Consider the following 17,886-nt stretch of genomic DNA (forward strand, 5'->3'; position numbering starts at 1 on the left):
TACGCCTTGACGAACTCAGAGATCTCGTACATATTTGTTAACAAAGCGATCCCCAACTAGTTATATTTACTCAAGGTTAACTATGGTTTGGCGCTCTCAACTCGTTCGTTACCCTTAGAGGTCTCTGCTGATATGTCTCCAGATCAATTGCCTTTAGAACAGATGACTTTGCGTCAACTTCGTCGTGTCGCCAGCCGTTATGGGGTGTCACGTTACAGCCGCATGCGCAAAGACCAGTTGCTCGAGTCCATTCGCGTCGCCCAGCAAAACGCATCCGTGCCTTCCACCATGAATCACCAAGCTAGCCCTGACTTTTCTGGGGCTGTGACGGATCAGGAGCGGGTAGAAGCTGCAAAATTTGAAGTGGGGCAAGAAGACGCTGTGGAGTTAGCATCTGTTGATACCGAAATAAATGACCTACCCGAGGGCTACGGTGAAACTCGGATTGTCCTGATGCCTAGGGATCCTCAATGGGCTTATACCTACTGGGATATTCCTCATGACCATAAGGTAATTTTGCGCAATCAGGGCGGACAACAGCTCGCATTACGTCTCTACGATGCCACGGATATTGACTTGGCTTACCAAGTCCCTCACAGTGTGCAGGAATATCCCTGTGATGAGTTAGCCCGGGAATGGTACCTCCCCCTACCTGTGAGCGATCGCGATTACGTCATCGAAATTGGCTATCGCTGTGCCGATGGTCGCTGGTTAGTCTTAGCCCGCTCTGTACCCGTACATGTTCCCCCCACCTATCCTTCCGATTGGGTTGAAGATCAGTTTGTGACTGTCGATTGGGATATGGACCTACGGGGCAAGCAGATTACAACTCTTGTGCCCCCAGAGAAGAAGCCTGTGGCTCCTGTTACTGACAACAGCATTTATGACGAGGTCTTCGGTATGGCCGAGGGCGTCGAAGCATTGCGAGTTGCAGGTTCTCTCTATGGCTCCATGCAGCATGCTCCCGCTCATGAGTCGACCTTGAGCTCCTATGTCTTTCCTTCTGGCGTCGGTCTCTGGGCTATCCCCACTGCTTCTGGTGTCAATATGTCTGGAGTCGGCTTCTCGGCTTCTGCACCGCCCATTCGACCTCGCCAGTTCTGGTTAGTGGCTGATGCTGAGCTGATTGTCTACGGTGCCACCGAACCCGATGCAACGGTTACCATTGGCGGCCAGCCCATCCAGCTCAATCCCGATGGAACATTCCGATTCCAAATGTCTTTCCAAGATGGTCTAATTGATTACCCAATCATGGCTGTTGCTGCGGATGGTGAGCAAAATCGCTCCATCCACATGAAGTTCACTCGGGAAACTCCTGAGCGCCGCACAAACACCAAGGAAGAAGCTGTTTTGGAATGGTTAGTTTAATCCTCTCTTGTCTTAAAACTTAACCTCTTCTGATGCGAAGCGAGAAAGGTATCTTTCTCGCTTCGTTTTTATCCTTAGCAGACAAATATAGTGGCCGTACCAAAGAGGATCCCCAAGTAAAACCCTTGCATAGGGTAGTGATCCCCGTCTATCTGACTTGTGTGGTCCAGCCTGTTCTCCGGGCAAACTAAGGTTAAAGCGATCTAGGTTTTTCGCAGAACCGAGGATACACCGTCAGTGAAGCTGCTCAACAAATACTTTAATTTCAATCAATCGTCAACGCCAACTCCAAGCCAAAAATCAGGTATTCAGGTTGGTCAACTCTTAATTGATCGCTACAAGTTAGTGGAGTTAGTGGGCAGTGGCGCTATGGGAAGCGTCTATCGGGCTCAAGATCAGCTCCTAGGTGACGTGACCGTTGCCGTAAAATTTCTCACCCATACCCTCAACAATGATGCGATCGCATCTCGTTTTGCCAGAGAAGCACGGATTGGTGCCTTATTAGGCCATCAAAGTCTAAATATTGTGCGGGTCTTAGATTACGGCTTACATGACGAGCAGGTTCCGTTCTACGTCATGGAGTTTATGCAAGGGCAAACCTTGGATGACCTCATTGAAGCAGGTCGTTTACCCTTAAATCGCTTCATTCACATCATGACCCAGGTTTGTGCAGGATTGAAGTGTGCCCATCAAGGTATCAATATCGAAGGTGAATTACATCAAGTCATTCACCGAGATATCAAGCCTAGTAATATTTTTCTGATCAAAGATGCTAGTTTAGGCGAGCTTACCAAGCTCCTAGACTTCGGAATTGCAGACTTCCTCAGTAGCCAGTCTGAGGATATGCGCTCTCATTCCTTTGTAGGAACCGTTGCTTATGGCTCACCCGAGCAGTTTTCGGGGGCAGTTGTAGATGTCCGTTCTGATATCTATAGTTTGGGAATCACCATGTTCGAAACCCTCACGGGCTATTTCCCCATTATGGCTACTGCCAACACCATTGAGAGTTGGGCCCAAGCACATCAGCAATTTCACCCTCAACGCTTACGGGATGTGGTTCCAACTCTGAAAATCCCTAAGGCCCTTGAAGACTTAGTGATGAGTTGCTTAGCCAAGTCTCCCGCTCAAAGACCTCAATCGGTTACAGACATCATCAAAACCCTGAAGAGCATCACTCATCAAGGGTCTGGAGTAGATCCTTCGTTGATCAACAACTCTTCTATTGACTTAACCTCGATTACTCCCCAACAGCACACTCAGCGGGCGAACTTAACGGTTGCTGAGCAAACACAAGTTGTCTTTTGGTCAACCGAGGATCTAGCATGGCGAGCATCCTGGCCAGATAATAAACCGATTGCCAATATTGTCTTTGCGCAAACCATCCAATCTTCAGACCAAGAGGCTGTCGGTTTATGGGTGATGTTAACCAAACAAGAAATTGAGCAACGTTCCCTCAGTAAGCGCCATAGTAATTTCCTTTGTACCTTTTCTCCTCATCCAGCCATTCTTTGGATCACCACTTTATTCGATCGCCAGCAAGGGCCTCGGTGGCTCCCTTGTTATGTGGACCTAAAGGATAACGGGGGGCAACACATCACTCAATTGCTGAGCGAGATGGGGTACTACTTACTCATGTTGTTTGATTCATCCAATCCTGGTCAACCCGTCAGTGTCGTCACCATTAAGATTCCAGAACGGCAATGCAAACTGCTCAAAGATTGTTTATCTACCGCCAAGCAAACCGCGACTACAGGCACATTAGTCGATAGTAAGCAGTTGCTCAAGCAGAAATATCAAGCCGTCAAGGAAAAAATTCTTGCAAAACTCTAGCCATCAGCAATGACTCTTACAAGGCTATTGCAAATTCAAGAGGGAAAATCTAGATCGGCCATTCTTGCGTACATCGATCTTTATCCGTGCGTTTACGACTAACGACCTCTCAACACTTTTGAATCAGTTCTAAAGAGCTGAAATCAGTATCAACAGCTTTCGCCTAACAGACCACATCTTCAGACGATCCCCCCCCCTTGCACTATAAGCTATCCAACAATCCTGGGCATTTAAACAAGACTAAAGCAAGCTGAAGAATCTGCAGACGCGAATCCTTCAGGTTTTACCAGAACTGAGACACAGCTTCAATCTTCTTTAAGATGAAACTACGTCAAGCCCGCCAGATATACAGATCAATCGTGCTCACGCTAAACGATAAAGGCTGATACCTTAATGACAGAAATGGTCTTCATTCGATAATGGATGAAGACCATTTCTGCAACTATCCAGGGATACCCTTAAGCTCTCCCTAATCTGTTGGATGCTCGAATATATTCTTTGAGGAGCTGAGGAACACTAATACGACCATTTTGCTTCCAGATAAAAGAACGGCGATGTAAGGACTCCAAAGCATCTAATAGTAAATCGCTTTCCTCTAAGGAGATGTCCTTCGCAATATCTGCTAAAGAACCAGGAGTATCCAGGCTTGCCAAGCTTTGCATAATAGACATTTCTAATTTAGAAAGACGACCAAATTGCTGTAATAACAGCCGTCTGATGTCCCCATAAATCAATTCATCTCTATCCAGAAATTGAGGAACATTTCCAGCGAAAAAATCAACAATGGTTTTCACTGCAATGCGCAAAGCGAGAGGGTTGCCAGTATAACGCTCTAGCAAAACGTCAGAACAGTCATCAGAAGCCTCTAAGCCAAAAGCTTGCAAAGCTTCTTGACCTGATTCTTGGTCTAGGCCATCTAAATACAGGGTTCGACTTGGAAACGCTTCATTATCAGTAAATGCCAAGCCAGCAGGTTGTTCTCGGCTCGTAATTAAGACACAGCTATTATGGCGACTTTCACTAATCCGTCTTAGGAGTAAACCATAGGTCTCACAGCCTTCCTGGTAGCTACCTGCTAACTCATGCCCCTGCAAAACAGAGAACCAATCATCTAACACTAAAAGGCAACGATGTTGGTCCAAGTAAGCAAGCAAAAGGGTTACTTTATCTTGAGCTGTGTCAGGCAGATCCAGATCTTCTTGGCCAGTAATAGACTGCAACAAATCCATCATCAAAGCGTCAAAATCTGGCTGATCTCTCAAAGATCGCCAAATAACGCAGTCAAAAAGACTTTGAACTTGTTCCACACATTTCACGGCGAGGGCCGTTTTACCCACGCCACCCAAACCGAAAATACCAATGAGGCGATTGTGATCTTCAATAATCCATCGCTTCAGCTGAGTTAATACAAACTGCCGTCCCACAAACACAGGTACAGCTGCAGCCTCACCCCAATCGCACACGGGTAGTGAACGTCCTGCTCCTTTTTTCGACTTGTGAGATTGCATCGTCCTCACACCGCCGGTATGAGACACTTGAGCCAATTCAGCATCTTCCAACTGCTGGTATCGACGCCTGAGAATTGAACAAAAATTATGTTTAGATAAAGACTCTCCCAAGAGTTCTGACAATTTCCGCCATAATTTATGGCCAACATCCTTAATGTAGTCCGCATCATAGCCCGTACTCTGAGCTATTTGCTGATAAGTTTTTCCCTGCCAAGCCTGAAGAAAAACGGTTGTTTGAATATTACTTAATTCTGCATTTGGGAAAAGGCGCTGCAGAATTAAGTAGGCTTGCTTAGACTCCGGTTGTCCTTGGGGGAGGGAAGGCACTAGATAAAGGGGATCAGCCACTTTTGCTTGAGTTGGGGTTGTGTCATTGATAAAGTTGCGGGCGCCATTATACATATTTTTTGACTATTTCTGAATAGCCTCTTGTTGGAGATACAAATTATGGGTCGGGTAGGTGCTTACCCAACTTTTATTGAGACCGACATTAGGATGGTCTATCCCCCCCTTATTAGCTTTCCCAAGTTAGCCCTTCAAAATTACGTCAGAAAATAATAAATATTGACGCTAGTTATTTTTGTAATTTGTTAACTCTGCTCAGATCTAAGTTTTCCCGTTTAAAACAATCTCTTAATATCTTTAGAATCTAGATTTTGAGGATACAATGCCCTGGCAAATCAGCAATTATTTTTGCTAAATATTCAGAGAAAAATCAATTACAGGAGAGCCATAAACCTTAACCGATCTAACAAATTCATCTATTTCCCTAAAGGTATTAATAGAGAATTGATTCTTTTCTAGAAATTCATAAATCATGAAAAGAATTGAAAAATCAAATAAACGCTAGATGCACACACTTATAAAATAATCTGCATTGCATCAACAATTTATGCAATATTTTACTTTATTTACTTTTTTTTAACAATTCTACACTAAATTTGCTGACAGTACTCTTTTTTGAAGAAGATTGCTAACAGCTGATGAGTGGTAAGGCAACTCTTGGTTTATCCAAAAAAATAATGCTGATTGGACTTAGACTAAGTCCAATCTTTTGGCTACTCGACTGTACAACGACTGAGTTTACTAGTTTGTGATGCTAGTCACAGTCCCTTAAAATCAGTCAAGCGATTCAGTTCGCTGTGTATTCCCACAAGTTTTAGATAGTGTTTCACGAGCAATTGTTCCCCTATATAGACCAGGCACCTCCTCATATCAAACGTAGAAGTTATAGTTATTAGGCCATAGACCTGACGTTTATTGTCTTCAATAAAGTCATATTAAGTCATAAGTTTTAGTAAAATTCTGGCTCAGATTATCGGTCTGGTTTAAACGAAGGAACGTGAATACTACCCCTAATTAGTTTTTTTAAGCGGGTCTTCGCAACCACTACTGTATCTCGATCCTACAAGACTTTCATCCCTGACAATGCAGGTATAGCAGCCACACAAGCCCAGCCTGTTTATGAATGCGCTGGGTCGAGCCAGACAGACTATTCACCATAAAATCATCTGACAAGTGTGATAATGTAAGATATATTACACCGACTTAAGTTTTCGGGGGATCTTTACATCAATGGTATTCACGCAATTCCACCAGCCCATCTCATCTCCACGTTGGAATGTACCAGTTCGCTCACACAAGAGCAGAGTTCATCGCTACGAGCACTCTGCCTTGTCTAGCGATTTTTGTATTGAAGCAGCCCCTGATCAATCTGGTTTCTTTATGACATCTTGTAAGACAGGCGTACGAAGAGGAGATGTGATTCACATTTCCGAGGCAGGTCAACAGTCAGAGTATCGAATTGATGAAATTGACTATTACAGCGATCCATCTGATATGTGGATTGCCAAGCTGAGAATGGTGTCATAACGCTTGAGCTTAAAGTGCACCTACTACGTAACATTCTTTTAAAAATATTTTCGCCATACTCCAATTAAAGAGCCTTGGATTTCTACCTGTGTTGCTAACACTTTGATCGGCTGATATTTCAGATTAGCGGCCTCAAGGGTGACTTCATTCCTTTCTAAGTGAAACCGCTTTAGGGTCGTTCCTTCTCCTTCGACTCTCGCGGCAACGATTGTCCCATTTTTAATAGTTTTCGGTTCTTGAACGGGCCGCATAATGACGATGTCTCCATCTGTAATATGCGCATCGATCATGCTGTCTCCATTCACCCTAAGTGCATAGGATTTAGGGGGCAATTGTTTAGGACTGAATTCTAAAGAATCCACTACTTCAACAAAGGGCTCAATTAATCCCCCTGCTGCGATCGCACCTAAGATCGGAATCTGATCCATATCCGCCTGTAAGTGCTCTGGGTGAACAATTCGCAACGTCCGGGCTTGGCCAATTTCCCAATCGACATAGCCTTTCTTACGCAAATGATCCAAACGACTCTGAACTGGGGCCGGAGATTTGAGTTTCATGGCCTGCATCATCTGCCGAATAGAAGGCGCATGTTGATGTTGTTCAATAAATTGAACCAACCAATCAAATAATTCTTGTTGAGCTTTTGATAAAGGTTCCACGATTGATCCAGCCCCTGCGCACATTGAGTCAATATTGTTATCTCACAGGTTTTTATTGCTTTAGGCCCATTAGAATAGAGAGCAACCAATAAAACACCTGTACTACTTGAGTATACAGACAAGTCGGATAACTCGACAAATTTTGGTCAAAATCGGACCCAGCGCCATATCCTTCACACAGCATGAACATCATGGACTTGAACTTTCCCTGACAAAGATAAATTCAACCTGGATTTCCCCATGATCCTGCCATCTATGGTTTAGGTTACAGCTATCTTTAATGCCAATCCTCTGGGTCATAGTGAGTAAATATGGGTGATACAAAACGGATCGGTATTCTAACGAGCGGCGGTGATTGTGCAGGGCTTAACCCCACGATTCGCGCAGTCGTGCTTCGAGCGGTTGAACATTATGGTTGGGAGGTGATTGGGATTCAACAAGCCACCCATGGTTTATTGAAAGATCCCCCTGCAGCCATGGCGCTGCAACCTCAACAGATGAGTCCTCTACTCACCGCAGGAGGGACCATGTTAGGAACGACCAATAAGGGTAATCCCTTTGCCTTTCCGATGCCAGATGGCACGCTAATCGATCGCTCCGAAGATATGATTGACGGCTATCGCAAGCTGGGCTTAGACGCTCTGATCGGGATTGGTGGCGATGGTAGCATCGCCATTCTCCGTAAGCTAGCCCAACAGGGTAATTGGAACTTGGTGGGCATTCCCAAAACCATTGACAATGATGTGGGAGTAACGGAACGATCGGTCGGATTTGATACGGCGGTCAATATTGCCACAGAAGCCCTAGACCGCTTGCAATTTACTGCAGCCAGCCATAGCCGTGTCATTATCCTGGAGGTGATGGGGCGGGATGCGGGTCATATTGCCATCAGTGCAGGTATTGCCGGAGGGGCAGATATCATTTTGATTCCTGAAATCCCCTACACCATTGATAATGTCTGCGCCAAAATCAAAGAACGCCAGAGTAAGGGCAAAAACTATTCTCTGATAATCGTGGCCGAGGCGGTGCGGACTGAGGGCGGTGATCCCTTAACCCATACAGATGGCTTGGGCGAATGCCGTCTGGGGGGAATCGGCCAATATTTATCTGAGCAAATTTGCAGTCGTCATGTGGCCGAAACCCGGGTGACGGTTTTAGGACATGTTCAGCGCGGCGGCATACCGTCCCCTTCCGATCGCCTGATTGGGGCAGCTTTTGGCGTCGCAGCCGTCGATCTGATTGCTGAAGGTCAGTTTGATCAAATGGTGACTTGGCAAAATCGCCAGGTGATGAGTGTTCCGATTACTGATGCGATCGCACATTACAGAGCCGTCGACCCCACCGGAACGCTGGTCAAAACTGCCAGAGGGTTAGGGATTTACCTCGGAGACTAAGGCTCTACCGACTCTTCACACCTAAAAATTGAGGCGTTCAATTTTTAGGTGTGAAACCCCTGAGTGGCCCTAGGCCGCTGCTGCCAAAATTTGATCATCCAGGGAGAAATCAATGTCAGCTTGATCGCGTTGACCAGCCAGATAGTCATTTTGAAACGAATCTTTCAGGCCGCTCACCAGATCATATTGAGGATGCCAACCAAGCTCGGTGCAAGCCTTATGAATATCAGCAAAGAAGTGCTGCAACCGCATAGGAAAGGCTTTCCGCTTGCCAAAGTCAAATTGAGCGGGGTCATAATGCACCAACCTTAAGGCATCAGGGGACTGGCCAGCAGCTAAGGCACAGGCTTTGGCAATACCATCGAAGGTGACATAGCGATCACCACTGATATTATAAATCTGGCCGATTGCTTGAGGATTACCGAGGACAGAGGCCATCGCTTGAGCTAAATCTTGAACATGTCCGAGTTGGGTCATATGTTGACCATTCCCCGGAATCGGAATCGGACGCTGACGAACTATCCGGTCAAAGAACCAAGCTTCTACATCGTTATAGTTTTTGGGGCCATAGATATAAGTCGGGCGAATCGAAGTAAACGGCAAGCCCTGAGCCGCTAAATCGGCTTCTGATTCTGCTTTACCGAGATGGCGACTGTTTGGATCCGTCGGATCGTCTTCCCGATGGGGCATTTGATTCGATTTGAGATAGACTCCCGCCGAACTCATATACACAAAGTGTTGAACCTGATCTTTAAAGAGAGTGGCCAAAGGTTGAGTATCGGATAATTTTCGACCATTGTTATCAAAAATGGCATCAAATTTCTCATGGGCCAGCTTCGATTTGAGCTGAGCCGCATCCGTACGATCGCCCTGAATTTGAGTCAAGCCTGCCACAGCAGGGGCATGGTTTCCCCGATTGAACAACACCACGTCGTGCCCCTGATCAGCCAAAATCTGGCTGAGGTAAATACCAATAAACCGGGTTCCGCCCATCATTAATATGCGCATTTCATGCCAATTCCTTCGGTGATGTGGTGCTCTATTCTGAACCATATCAGCATACGAAACCTATCCCCAAAGATGGTTGTGCTTTAGGGTTCCACTTGATACTTAATAAATTGTTTCAATTAATCTTTTTGAATCGTCTAGAGTCTCATGGACCTCATTTCAGACGAAAAAGCGACTTCCTCATGCTGTTTCACCCAGATCTCGCTATAGTAAGTCCAGAATATTCGTTGACTAGTTTATTTTTAGAGCGATGGCAAGTCATTCTATCTTTACTTCAACCCTTCTCAAGAAAAAGCTTTTAAGCTCAACTCTACTGCTCTGGGGATTGGCAACAGTAAACGGAGTGATGCCTGATCGAGTCCAAGCCCAAGCCTCATCTACGTCGACGCCATCATCAGCTTCCACCCAACCTCAGCCCTCCTCTGCCAAGACGCCAACACAGCCGTCTTCACTTACCCCATTGCCCAACGAATTTATCGAGAAGGCTCCTGGACCCATCCGAACTCCGGATCCCCGCAAAGTCACTGAGCCGTCTCCACCCTCTTCAACTTCAGCAGAAAAAGCTGAGGCCAAGCCTACTCAAACTCAGCCAGCTGAAGCTAAGCCTGCTCAAACCAAAATCACTGAAACCAAGCCAGCTGAAGCTAAGCCTGCTCAAACCAAACCTTCAGCGGGTCAGGCTGCTCCGGCCAAGCCAGCAGCACAACCCGCAAAACCCAAAGCGCCGACGGCTAAACCACCCACAACACCCAAAGCACCGACCGCTAAACCACCTACAACCCCCAAAGCGCCGACGGCTAAACCACCCACAAAAACCAAGCCCGTTGCCCAGCCGACCCAAAAGGCCGCACCGAAAGCAGTCAAAAAAACTCAGCCGGCCAAGCCCAAGGCAGCAGCCAAATCGGGTAAAGGCGGTCAGCAGGCCCTGGCCCATTTACGCCAAGGCGTTGAAAAGTATGGCCAAGGGAATTTCAAAGGCGCCATTCAAGACTACGACAAAGCCATTCAAATCAATGGTAACTATGCCCTAGCCTATGTCAATCGTGGCTACGCCCATACGGTCTTAGGCAATAGCCAATCTGCGATCGCAGATTACACCAAGGTCATTCAACTCAACCCTAAAAATATTGAGTTAACCAAAATCTATTTAAATCGAGGCTTAGCGTTTGCTGCGGCCAAGAACTATCCAGCGGCCCTTCAAGACTATAATCAGGTCTTGCAGCGAGATGCCAAGAATCCAGAAGCGTACCTCAACCGGGGGCGCGCTCACGCGGCCAGCGGCAACCATCTTGCTGCCATTCAAGACTATGGACAGGTAATTAAATTCCAGCCCAAGTCCGCTTTAGCCTACTTTAATCGTGGTGTCGCCTATAGCAAGGTGGGAGATAATGCCACGGCCCTGGCGGATTATTCGAAGGCCATTCAACTAGATCCAAAATATGCCGCCGCCTTATATAACCGAGGCCTGGTCCAGCTTAATCAGGGAAACTCCCAAGACGCCATCGCGGATTTTACGGCATCCATTCAAATGGACACCAAATATGCCGCCGCCTATAAGAATCGTGGCACCGCCCATCTGAAAGCAGGCAATACCGAAGCGGCCATTGCAGACTTCACCCAAGCGATTACGTTCAATGCAGAAGATACCTTGGCCTACTACAATCGAGGCATTGCCCACAGCACGGCTGGGCAAAACGAAGCTGCGATCGCAGATTATTCACAAGTGCTGACACTCGATCCAAAATTTGCTGCTGCCTATACCAACCGAGGCAACCTCCATGCTGCTCAAGGCGATCGAGACGCCGCCCTAAAGGACTATTCTCAAGCCATCGAGGCAAATCCTGAGAATGCCACAGCTTACAATAACCGAGCCCTCATTCATTCAGCACTCCGGCAATACGAAGAAGCTTTATCAGACTATCAGCAAGCCGCCAAAATCTATCAAGGGCAGGGATCTACTCAAGATTATGAGCGCATCCAACCCCTGATTACAGAGCTCAAAAAGCGAGTTGAACGCCAAAAGAATCAATCCTAGCGGCTCCTGACTTCAGCCTAAAAAAAATGGCTCCTGTTTTGCTATCAAAGCAGGCAGTCCTCTTTCGAGTGCTCCCGCAATTCTGTAAGCTGTTGAGGTACGTTCATCTTTACCGCTGCAATTAACAGCGACTTGATTCTATGTCTGCCTCCAGCCCTCGCGTGATTCGGATTGGTTCCCGTAAAAGTCAACTAGCCCTAGTGCAGACGCACTGGGTCCAAGGAGAATTACAAAAACATTTTCCGGAGTACGAATTTGAAGTTTGCACCATGTCCACACAAGGGGACAATATCCTCGATGTTGCTCTGGCTAAGATTGGAGACAAGGGATTATTTACGAAGGAGCTAGAGGTATCCATGCTCCGTAAAGAGACCGATTTGGCAGTGCATTCCCTCAAAGATCTACCGACGAACCTACCGGAAGGTCTGTGCCTAGGCGTTGTGACAGAGCGGGTTGATCCTGCAGATGCCCTAGTCGTCCATGAAAATTTTAAAGCGTATCAGCTAGATACCCTCCCGGAAGGAGCGGTCATTGGTACGTCATCCCTCCGGCGGCTCGCTCAACTCCGTTATAACTATCCCCATTTAGAATTCAAAGATATTCGCGGCAACTTAAATACCCGCCTTCAGAAGCTAGATGAGGGTGAATATGATGGCATCATCCTGGCAGTTGCTGGATTGCAGCGACTCGGCTTTGGCGATCGAATCCATCAGGTGATCCCTGCAGATATTTCGTTACATGCTGTCGGCCAGGGTGCCTTAGGCATTGAATGCCGCGAAGGGGATGAAGAAATTATGGCCTTTATCAAGGCCCTAGAGCATGCACCCTCAGCCCATCGCTGTACAGCTGAACGCTCCTTTCTGCATGAATTGGAGGGCGGCTGTCAAGTTCCCATCGGCGTCAATACAACCCTTAAGGAAGGCCAGTTAACCCTCGTGGGTATGGTGGCCAGTTTAGACGGCAAACGCTTGATTAAAGACACCGTTTCAGGGCCCATTGCTAGTGCCACCCAACTCGGAATTGATCTCGCCCTGAAAGTGAGGGAACAAGGAGCCCAAGAAATTCTAGAGGAAATATTTGCCGCTGCTCGTCCCTCAGATCTCTGATAGTCTGATAGCACCCACTTTTTGGATCGACCTGGCTAGTCTTTGAGATCTCTGTTGGTTTTCACCACAACAGGGTAGGTTTCTTCACTATCCAGATCGTTGGTTCAGGCCGTTCTGAGAGGAGTTGCAGAATGTCTAATCCCCAAGTGTTATGTCTGGGAGAAATTCTGTTGGACTGTCTTGCGGATCAGCCCGGTCGAGCCTTAGAAGCCGTTACCTCCTGGACCCCTTACCCCGGCGGTGCGCCAGCCAATGTCGCCTGTGCACTCGTTAAATTAGGCATCTCTGCTGGCTTTATCGGTTGTGTCGGTGACGATGCACCTGGCAGACAACTCACTGAGCTGTTACAGCAAACCACCGTTAATACTCAAGGCATCCAAACGGATCCAGCTCCCACTCGTCAGGTGTATGTCACCCGAACAATAGCGGGAGATCGCACGTTTGCTGGGTTTGGTCAATATGACACCGCTGCATTTGCCGATACCCAATTGCAGGCTAGCCATATCCCCGAAGACCTGTTTGCCAACGCCGACTTTTTAATCCTCGGCACCTTAGAACTGGCTTATCCTCAATCAGCAGCGGCTGTCCGTCAATCCGTGCATCTAGCCCAACAGCATCAGGTGCAAATCTTAATTGATGTCAATTGGCGACCCGTCTTCTGGACCGACCCAGATGAAGCCCGCCAGATTATTTTGCAGCTCCTTCCCCATGCCAACTATTTGAAACTCGCTGAAGAAGAAGCGTTATGGTTATGGAACACCACAGATCCAACAGCGATGGTGAAGCAGTTACCCACCGTTCAGGGCATTATGGTGACGGCGGGAGCAAAGGGATGTACTTACTCCTTCCAAGATATCGATGGAACTTGTCCGAGCTTCACCGTTGAAGTGCAAGATACCACGGGTGCAGGAGATGCATTTGTAGCTGGATTTATCCATCAGCTCATCACTCAAGGTCATCCTACAGATATGCAAACTGCTCAAGCTATGATGACCTATGCCAGTGCGGTGGGTGCTCTGACAACCACAAAGGCAGGGGCCATCGCAGCCCAACCCACTGCTCATGAGGTTGCCACTTTTCTGCAAGCTCAACCCTAGCGCGATCCACACGGGGACTCTTTCATGTCAACCACTGGGACTATGCCTCCATCTCCACCATCCGCCCAGATCACTGGTATCTCCATCAATCATCCGTGGCCAACAGGATATATTTTTCAAAGTCCTGGCAATCAGTTTAGCTATCGTGTGATCGGTCCCTGCTGTCGACTCTTTGATCGAGATAAATTACCGTGGCCTTGCTGCCGATTACAATGGCGAGGCAAGGAACCCAGTTGGCGCCGCATTGGCCGGCGCTTGATTGCTGATTTATCGGCTAAACGCTACCCATCTTATTGTGTTGAACTGGTGGGGTATCAGGGCGCCGCCCCCTTAGTCACGACACTCTACACCTATCGGCTCCCCTCCCCATTGCAACAATGGTGGTACGCCAAACATCTTTCAACTCAAACGGTTGATCCGCCCACTACTTCCCTTGAGCAGATTTAGCTTTTTTGAGTTTTTTCTGTACTTGGCTAACTTTGCGAAATTTCTCTTCTTTTTCGTATAGTTTGGCTGCTTGTTCTAAGTCTTGAATAGCTGCAGTTGCATTGTTATTAGCTAAATGGCTTTCACCCCGTTTCTGAAAGGCCAGAGCATGCTTAGGATTGAGTTCAATGACTTTAGAGAAATCCGCAATGGCTTCTGCTGGCTGCTTTTGCTCGTATAACGCCATGCCTCGATATAGATAGGCAAACAGGTTATCAGGGGCAATTTTCAAGGCGGTAGTGTAATCTGCGATCGCAGCCTCATATGCTTCTAACTGCCGATAGGCATTGGCCCGATTGTAAAGTGCATAGGCATTCAGCTTATAGGCCTGCAAGGCCTGACTATAAGCCTCTACAGCCCCTTTATAATCCGCTTGAGCATAGCGATCATCTCCCAATCGAACTGTCTCAGTGACGGAGGGTTGTGAGGAGGGTTTAGGCGCTTGGCTCTCAGGGCTGGATAAACGGTCCGTATTAGTCTGCCCTTGCGGCTCAGAGATAGGAGATGACGTCTCTGGTAAAGACTGTGCTCGTAAGCTCCCTGAACCCATAGAGACACTGCCCAATACTGCTAGGGAAAAAGACACGACTCGTAAACATTGCTGATATGGGGTAATGAATCTAGGACAATTTTTCATATAAACTCCTGAAATACCACACAAACTTTTGCCTAACACACCCAGACTAGATTCCGGTCATGGCCACTCTATTGAGTCAGAACCTTAACTCTCTTCGATAGGGTTCAGTATCGCTTTGTTCCAAGGACTAGCCTGTTAATAAATCTGCCTTGAATACACAAAAGGTTTATAGGGATATTCATACATCCCTATAAACCTTTTACATTATCAACATACACAAGAGTCTTAAACGCCCTCAACCCTTAACAGGGTCGAGGCAAAGCACACGTCTGCAAAGACTTAGTACTTATAACTCTCTGTTTTGAAGGGTCCCTGGACAGGAACGTTGATGTACTGGGCTTGTTCAGAAGTGAGCTGGGTAATCACACCCCCAAAGCCTTCCACCATATACCGGGCAACTTCTTCATCTAGCTGCTTAGGTAGCACATCCACCGTGATCGCGGCAGCCTTCTGATCTGCGGGTAAGTCAGCAAACTTACGCTCAAACAAAAACATTTGCGCTAAGACTTGGTTCGCAAAAGAGCCATCCATAATCCGTGAAGGGTGGCCCGTTGCATTTCCTAAGTTCACCAATCGCCCTTCTGACAGAAGGATCAAAAAGTCTTGTGAATCATCACTCCGGTAAACCTGATGGACCTGAGGCTTCACCTCTTCCCAACGCCAGGTTTTGCGCATATAGGCCGTATCAATTTCATTATCGAAATGACCAATATTGCAAACGACTGCCCCTTGTTTGAGGGAAACCAACATATTGGCATCACAAACATTAAAGTTACCGGTTGTAGTAACGACTAGATCCGTATTGGCCAACAGGTCCTTGTTGATGGAGTTAAGGGTACCGTCATTCACGCCATTGTTGTAGGGTGAAACGACTTCAAAGCCATCCATACAAGCCTGCATTGCGCAGATAGGATCCGCTTCAGTCACTTTGACGATCATGCCTTCTTGTCGCAAAGAAGCCGCAGACCCCTTACCCACATCACCGTAGCCGATCACCAAAGCCTTCTTACCAGACATGAGGTGGTCTGTACCCCGCTTAATCGCATCATTGAGGCTATGGCGACAACCATACTTATTGTCATTTTTGGACTTCGTGACCGAGTCATTGACATTGATAGCGGGAACTTTGAGTTCTCCCTTCTCCAACATCTCTAATAAACGATGTACACCCGTGGTGGTTTCTTCAGTCACACCATGAATGTGATTCAGCATATCTGGATAGTGCTCATGGATATGCCCCGTCAAGTCACCGCCATCATCCAAAATCATGTTGGCATCCCAAAAGGCACCTTCAGGGGTGCGGCAAGTCTGCTCAATGCACCATATATATTCATCTTCAGTCTCACCCTTCCAGGCAAAAACCGGAATTCCTGCAGCGGCAATCGCTGCTGCGGCATGATCTTGAGTTGAAAAAATATTACAGGAAGACCAACGTACTTCTGCACCTAGGGCACAGAGCGTCTCAATCAAGACCGCAGTCTGAATGGTCATGTGAATACAACCAATGATTTTTGCCCCTTGCAAAGGCTTACTATCACGGTATTTAGAACGAATCGCCATCAATGCCGGCATTTCACCCTCAGCAATGGCCATCTCTTTACGTCCCCAATCTGCCAGGGAAATATCCGCAACTTTATAGTCTCGGGTCAAAACTTGTGGGCTCATGTGATCCTTCTCAACAATGGGTGTACTTATTTGATCCTCTGTTAATTATAGTGAGGCATTCTATATAAATTTGGCGGGGAATAATGAATAGTTGCTTTATTTGCCATCCTGATTAATCTATCAGTGAATTCTGGCAAACTGCATTGATTCAGTCTCCACAGATACTCTTGAAGGTTGATCATCTCTAACAATTATTCCTCCTGGATACGGCTTTTTGCTGTATTCTTTGCGTAATCCTTTACCATGCATGAGGTTGCTCTCAATTTTTTATGGCACGCCTGTCGTCAGAACTCCAGCGCACATTCTTAGACAACGAACATCCTCCTCATGTCACTTTGCAAGAATTGTTGACTCTAGCAGAAGAACGAGTATTTGGGGTCTTATTTGTTGTGTTGGCGCTTCCTTCCGCGCTCCCGGTCCCAGCGCCCGGATACTCAGTTCCCTTTGGGGTGATGATCTTTCTGCTGTCTGTTCAGATGATTGCTGGTTCTAAGCAACCCTGGTTCCCCCAAAAATTTTCGACTCATCCAGTTGCCCTCTCAACCGTACAGGGCATCTTAAAAAAGGCTTTACCTCGACTACGCAACATTGAAGCCATTACTCGCCCCCGCTTTTTACCGATCTGTACCAGCGTTCCGGGACGAATTATCATTGGCTGCATATTGGCGTTGATGGGCATTTCAATGATGATACCTATCCCAGGAACCAATACAGTGCCCGCCATTGGCATTTTCGTCACTGGCTTTGGTTTATTAGAAGATGATGGAGCCATTAGTTTGGGTGGCTTAGTCATCAGTTTATTTGGCGCTGCAATCACTATCTCAATTCTGGTGGCTTTCATTTGGGGAGGAAGCAGCTTAATAGAGATAATAAAAGGATGGCTGGAGGGTCTATGGAATTAAAGCCATTTTCTCCTTATAAATACACCGAACAGCTTTATTTAGTTTTTTTCAGTACCTTTCAGTAGCTTAAACCACTATTTCTTCTAGTACTAACCTGAAACATAGAAAATGTAGGGCTAAACTAATACTGCATTACTTTATTGAGGTAGATGTTTAGACAGTCTCTCTTGCATCACTCCTGCATGCAAGGAGTAGTATAAGCTGTCCAGTTTATGGGCATTCTAGAGAAAGACCCCTGTTACAATCAAGGTCTATATCTAGCTCCATCTACCCAGATAGTGGCATTAAATAAAAGTCATTTATACATCTATTGATTCGT

Annotated in this window: 14 protein-coding genes; 9 read left to right on the forward strand and 5 right to left on the reverse strand. The window is 46.7% G+C overall.

The features are described from left to right. Positions 1–132 precede the first annotated feature (132 nt). Positions 133–1,368, forward strand: coding sequence for a DUF4912 domain-containing protein (locus tag ON05_RS11225; protein WP_010475068.1), 1,236 nt, complete (start codon positions 133–135; stop codon positions 1,366–1,368). A 237-nt stretch (positions 1,369–1,605) separates the two neighbouring features. Next, on the forward strand, positions 1,606–3,198 hold the full coding sequence (locus ON05_RS11230) for a serine/threonine-protein kinase (protein WP_010475070.1): 1,593 nt from the start codon (positions 1,606–1,608) through the stop codon (positions 3,196–3,198). A gap of 458 nt (positions 3,199–3,656) precedes the next feature. Here ON05_RS11230 and ON05_RS11235 read toward each other — a convergent pair whose 3' ends face one another. Continuing rightward, positions 3,657–5,108 carry an NB-ARC domain-containing protein gene (locus ON05_RS11235; RefSeq protein WP_010475072.1) on the reverse strand — a complete coding sequence of 484 codons (1,452 nt, stop codon included), beginning with the start codon at positions 5,106–5,108 and terminating at the stop codon, positions 3,657–3,659. Positions 5,109–6,380: 1,272 nt separating this feature from the next. Between ON05_RS11235 and ON05_RS11240 the strand changes: the two genes are divergently transcribed. Further along, positions 6,381–6,578: a hypothetical protein gene (locus ON05_RS11240; RefSeq protein ID WP_010475074.1), complete on the forward strand. Its 198-nt coding sequence runs from the start codon at positions 6,381–6,383 to the stop codon at positions 6,576–6,578. 38 nt (positions 6,579–6,616) lie between these two features. On the opposite strand, the gene lexA is transcribed toward ON05_RS11240, so the two are convergent. After that, the gene (gene lexA, locus ON05_RS11245) at positions 6,617–7,237 is read right to left on the reverse strand and encodes a transcriptional repressor LexA (RefSeq protein WP_010475075.1); all 621 of its coding nucleotides are present in this window, start codon (positions 7,235–7,237) and stop codon (positions 6,617–6,619) included. Between the two features lie 311 nt (positions 7,238–7,548). Here lexA and ON05_RS11250 point away from each other — a divergent pair, with 311 nt between their 5' ends. Further along, a complete protein-coding gene (locus tag ON05_RS11250) occupies positions 7,549–8,631 on the forward strand; it encodes an ATP-dependent 6-phosphofructokinase (RefSeq protein ID WP_010475078.1) in 1,083 nt (360 codons plus the stop codon). A gap of 69 nt (positions 8,632–8,700) precedes the next feature. Here ON05_RS11250 and ON05_RS11255 read toward each other — a convergent pair whose 3' ends face one another. Next, positions 8,701–9,639: an NAD-dependent epimerase/dehydratase family protein gene (locus ON05_RS11255; protein WP_010475080.1), complete on the reverse strand. Its 939-nt coding sequence runs from the start codon at positions 9,637–9,639 to the stop codon at positions 8,701–8,703. A gap of 250 nt (positions 9,640–9,889) precedes the next feature. On the opposite strand from ON05_RS11255, the gene ON05_RS11260 reads away from it, so the two are divergent. The 4 genes from ON05_RS11260 (at position 9,890) to ON05_RS11275 (ending at position 14,324) form a co-directional block, all read left to right on the forward strand. After that, positions 9,890–11,674 carry a tetratricopeptide repeat protein gene (locus ON05_RS11260; RefSeq protein WP_029315285.1) on the forward strand — a complete coding sequence of 595 codons (1,785 nt, stop codon included), beginning with the start codon at positions 9,890–9,892 and terminating at the stop codon, positions 11,672–11,674. A gap of 140 nt (positions 11,675–11,814) precedes the next feature. Then, positions 11,815–12,780 carry a hydroxymethylbilane synthase gene (gene hemC, locus ON05_RS11265; RefSeq protein WP_010475084.1) on the forward strand — a complete coding sequence of 322 codons (966 nt, stop codon included), beginning with the start codon at positions 11,815–11,817 and terminating at the stop codon, positions 12,778–12,780. 131 nt (positions 12,781–12,911) lie between these two features. Then, the gene (locus ON05_RS11270) at positions 12,912–13,877 is read left to right on the forward strand and encodes a carbohydrate kinase (RefSeq protein WP_010475086.1); all 966 of its coding nucleotides are present in this window, start codon (positions 12,912–12,914) and stop codon (positions 13,875–13,877) included. Positions 13,878–13,901: 24 nt separating this feature from the next. Beyond that, a complete protein-coding gene (locus ON05_RS11275; RefSeq protein ID WP_010475088.1) occupies positions 13,902–14,324 on the forward strand; it encodes a hypothetical protein in 423 nt (140 codons plus the stop codon). Here the strand turns inward: ON05_RS11275 and ON05_RS11280 are convergent. Both ON05_RS11280 and ahcY read right to left on the reverse strand, forming a co-directional pair. Continuing rightward, the gene (locus ON05_RS11280; RefSeq protein WP_010475091.1) at positions 14,302–15,000 is read right to left on the reverse strand and encodes a tetratricopeptide repeat protein; all 699 of its coding nucleotides are present in this window, start codon (positions 14,998–15,000) and stop codon (positions 14,302–14,304) included. The two genes, ON05_RS11275 and ON05_RS11280, sit on opposite strands and share 23 nt — an antisense overlap. A gap of 279 nt (positions 15,001–15,279) precedes the next feature. Then, positions 15,280–16,665 (reverse strand): adenosylhomocysteinase, encoded by a 1,386-nt coding sequence (ahcY, locus tag ON05_RS11285; protein WP_010475092.1) that lies wholly within the window; start codon positions 16,663–16,665, stop codon positions 15,280–15,282. A gap of 269 nt (positions 16,666–16,934) precedes the next feature. On the opposite strand from ahcY, the gene ON05_RS11290 reads away from it, so the two are divergent. Then, a complete protein-coding gene (locus tag ON05_RS11290) occupies positions 16,935–17,567 on the forward strand; it encodes an exopolysaccharide biosynthesis protein (protein ID WP_010475093.1) in 633 nt (210 codons plus the stop codon). The last annotated feature ends 319 nt before the right edge of the window (positions 17,568–17,886 follow it).

Origin of the sequence: Acaryochloris sp. CCMEE 5410, assembly GCF_000238775.2 — a bacterium.
In the GTDB taxonomy this organism is placed as follows: Bacteria; Cyanobacteriota; Cyanobacteriia; order Thermosynechococcales; family Thermosynechococcaceae; genus Acaryochloris.